The organism is Frankia sp. CoWAU3 (genome assembly GCF_977971855.1).
This window is the reverse complement of sequence record NZ_CDWWXB010000244.1, coordinates 1059-5061: the sequence shown is the minus strand read 5'-3', so window position 1 is coordinate 5061 and position 4003 is coordinate 1059. Positions and strand designations below refer to the sequence as shown.

The following is a 4003-nucleotide window of genomic DNA, read 5'->3' as shown; positions in this document are numbered from 1 at the left end:
TTACCCGCGAAGCACCCCTGGGGGCCAGGTGGGTGGGGTCGGTGGGCGGCACCGGAGCCGGTGATTCCCACCGGCCCGACCCACCGGCCCCACCCGTCACCTGGTCAGTGGGTCAGCCGCGCTTGCGGCCGGACTCACCGAGAGTGATCTGGTCGCCGTTGACGATGCCGGCCCGGCGCAGCGCCTCGGCGATCGCGCCGTCCGGCACGCTGGATCCGCCGCGGCCGCCGGCACCGTTCCTGCCGCCGGCACTGCGCCCGCCGGCGCCACCGCGTTCGCCACTCGCGGTGCCCCGGCCGCCATTCCGCCGATCATCATGATCACGGCTTCCGCCGCGTCCGGCGCCCGCACCCGCAGCTCCCCGCCGGTCACCCTCGCCGTCCCGGCGGCCCGGGCCCCCGGCACCGGCCTCGTCGTCCAGCCGCAGTGTCAGCGAGATCCGCTTGCGGGGGATGTCGACGTCGAGAACCTTCACCGTCACGATGTCGCCGGGCTTGACGACCTCGCGCGGATCGCTGACGAAGTTCTTCGACATCGCCGACACGTGCACCAGGCCGTCCTGGTGAACGCCGATGTCGACGAAGGCCCCGAAGGCGGCGACGTTCGTGACGGTCCCCTCCAGGGTCATGCCGGGGACCAGGTCCGCGAGCGTCTCGATCCCTTCGGTGAATGCCGCCGTCCTGAAGGCTGGCCGCGGGTCACGGCCGGGCTTCTCCAACTCGGCGAGGATGTCGGTGACGGTCGGCAGGCCGAAGGTGTCGTCGACGAACTCGCTCGGCTTCAGGGCTCGCAGGACCGCCCCGTTGCCGATGAGGGAGCCGAGGTCGCCGCCGGTCGCCGCGAGGATGCGCCGCACCACCGGGTAGGACTCGGGGTGCACGCTGGAGGCGTCCAGCGGGTCGTCCCCGCCGGGGATGCGCAGGAAGCCGGCGCACTGCTCGAACGCCTTCGGCCCGAGGCGGGGGACGTCCTTCAGGGCGGCCCTGGTCTGGAACGGCCCGTGCGTGTCGCGGTGGCGCACCACGCTCTCCGCGAGGCTCGCCCCGATTCCGGACACCCGGGTCAGCAGCGGGGCGGACGCGGTGTTGACGTCCACCCCCACCGCGTTCACGCAGTCCTCGACCACCGCGTCCAGGGACGACGACAGCCGGGACTCGGACAGGTCGTGCTGGTACTGCCCAACCCCGATCGATTTCGGGTCGATCTTCACCAGCTCCGCGAGCGGGTCCTGCAGCCGCCGGGCGATCGACACGGCCCCGCGCAGTGAGACGTCGAGCCCCGGAAGCTCCGCCGCGGCGTAGGCGGACGCCGAGTACACCGACGCCCCCGCCTCCGAGACCGTCACCTTCGTCAGCGACAGCTCCGAGTGCCGGCGGATGAGGTCCTCGGCGAGCTTGTCGGTCTCCCGGGAGGCCGTCCCGTTCCCGATCGAGATCAGGTCGACGCGATGCTCCCGGGCGAGCCGGGCCAGGGTGGCGATCGACTCGTCCCACCGCCGCGCCGGGACGTGCGGATGAATGGTGTCGGTGGCGACCACCTTGCCGGTCGGGTCGACCACGGCGACCTTCACTCCGGTGCGGTACCCCGGGTCGAGACCCATGGTCGCCCGGGTTCCGGCCGGCGCCGCGAGCAGCAGGTCACGCAGGTTCGCCGCGAACACCCGCACGGCGGTGTCCTCGGCGGCCGTCCACAGCCGCATCCGTAGATCGACGCCGAGGTGCACGAGGATGCGGGTGCGCCAGGCCCAGCGGACCGTGTCGAGGAGCCACCGGTCCGCCGGTCGGCCCGCGTCGGAGATCCCGAACGCCTCGGCGATCCGCGTCTCGTAGTCGGTCGGCCCGGGCGGCGGGGCGGCGTCCGGCTCCGCCGGCACGTCCGGTTCGAGGGTCAGGTCGAGGATCTCCTCCTTTTCCCCCCGGAACGCCGCGAGGATGCGGTGCGACGGCAACGAGGTGAACGGCTCGGAGAAGTCGAAGTAGTCCGAGAACTTCGCCCCCGCCTCCTCCTTGCCCTCCCGGACCCGGGATACCAGGACGCCACGCGACCACATCCGCTCGCGCAGCGTGCCGATCAGGTCGGCGTCCTCGGCGAACCGTTCGACGAGGATCGCCCGCGCCCCCTCCAGCGCGGCACCCGCCTCGGCCACACCCTTCTCCGGATCGACGTAGGCCGTCGCCGTGGCGTACGGGTCGAGCGAGGGGTCGCCCAACAGGCTCTCCGCCAGCGGTTCGAGGCCGGCCTCCCGGGCGATCTGCGCCCTGGTCCGCCGCTTCGGCTTGAAGGGCAGGTAGATGTCCTCCAACCGGGCCTTGGAGTCGGCGGCGAGGATCTGCGCCGCCAGGGCGTCGTCCAGCTTGCCCTGCGACCGGATCGATTCGAGGATCGCGGCGCGCCGATCCTCCAGCTCCCGCAGGTAACGTAGCCGTTCCTCCAGCGTGCGCAGCTGCGTGTCGTCGAGGGTGCCGGTCGCCTCCTTGCGGTAGCGGGCGATGAAGGGCACGGTGGCACCACCGTCGAGCAGGTCGACCGCCGCCGTCACCTGCCCCTGGCGCACGCCGAGCTCCTCGGCGATCCGCTGATGGATGGAACGCTGCGGGACAGATGTCGTCGTCACAATCCCTGATCCGCCTTCTCGTCGATCTTCGGTCGCCGGGCCGGGGCCGGCCGCGTCGTCGCTCGGGCGCCGCGCGGTGAGACCCGCGCCGACGCCCTGACTGCGAGACTACGGGTGATCACGAGGTTTTCCGCCCGCGGGCGGCGGTCCCGGTGCGCGTTCCCGCGTTCCCGCGGCCTCCTGGTCTCGGGCGCCGGCCTCCTGGTCTCGGGCATCGTCCCCGCGTGGCGCGGTCACGGCGGCGACCGGCCCGGCCCGGCGTGGTCCGCCCGGCCGGAGAACCGGTTCCGGGCTGGTCGGGTCGTTTCCGCTACCAGCTCTGACGAGCTGGGCGGTCTGATTGCGTTGCGGGGTATATCCCATTGGTTCGGCATGACCTACGATGTGCCCGTGCACACTGGGGACGGGGCTGCCGGCGCGGGCCGCGTGTATTCTCGGCATTCTGCCGCCGAGGTCGCGGTGAGTGGGCGGGTGGGTTCCCACGGGGGCGACCAGCGTTTTGCCGCGCCGGGGTGTGAAGTGAGCCACAGGAGCACCCTGGGCTACATCTGTGGCCCGGTCGCCGGTGGAAGTGGGGCCGACGGGATTCGGCACGAGGCTTTCCTGTATCAGGGCGACGCCGGTTTCCTCAACGCAACGCGCGATTTCGTGCTCGCCGGACTCGCGGTCGACGAGGCCGTCCTGGTAGCCGTGACACAGCCGCGGATACGCCAGTTACGCGCCGCCCTCGGTCGGGCCGCGCAGCGTGTCTCTTTTCTCGATATGGCCGAGCTTGGTCGTAACCCGGCCCGGATTATTCCGGCCTGGCAGGATTTTCTGGATCTCGGTGTCGAGCGCGGTCGGCTGGTACGGGGGATCGGCGAGCCGACATGGCTGGCCCGGCCCGGCCCGGAGCTGCGGGAATCCATGCTGCACGAGGCGTTGCTCAACGAGGCGTTCGCCGCGCCGCCGGCGTGGCGGTTGCGGTGCCTCTATGACGTGGGCCGGATCGGCCCGGCGCTCGTTGACGAGATCTGGCGCACCCATCCCGCGGTGGTGGAGGGCGGGCTGGGCCGGATCAGTTCCCGGTATCGACCGCCCGGGCCCGCCGTCGCGGGTCCGGGCCCCGACCCGCTGGCCGAGGCCCTGCCGGACCTCGGCGTTCCCCGCGTCGAGTTCGCCTTCGGCCCGCGCGACTTGGGGCACGTCCGCGCCGAGGTGATCCGGGTCGCCCTGGCCTGGGGCCTGGGCGCCGAGCGGACCGGCGAGTTCGAGCTGGCCGTGCACGAGGTCGCCACGAACAGCGTGCACCACGGCGGGGGCCATGGAGCGGTCCGCCTCTGGACGGACGACGCCTGCCTGATCTGCGAGGTCCGCGACGGCGGCCGGCTGTACGACCGGTTGGCCGGA

The 4003-nt window shown here is 72.3% G+C and carries 2 protein-coding genes; one reads left to right on the top strand and one right to left on the bottom strand.

Annotated features, from left to right (window positions below; translation table 11 throughout):
• Positions 1–112 precede the first annotated feature (112 nt).
• Positions 113–2614 carry a Tex family protein gene (locus AC08ON_RS16385; RefSeq protein ID WP_476606919.1) on the bottom strand — a complete coding sequence of 834 codons (2502 nt, stop codon included), beginning with the start codon at positions 2612–2614 and terminating at the stop codon, positions 113–115.
• 372 nt (positions 2615–2986) lie between these two features.
• Between AC08ON_RS16385 and AC08ON_RS16380 the strand changes: the two genes are divergently transcribed.
• Positions 2987–4003 (top strand): anti-sigma factor RsbA family regulatory protein (locus tag AC08ON_RS16380; RefSeq protein ID WP_476617281.1); only part of this gene is annotated, 1017 nt, incomplete at its 3' end.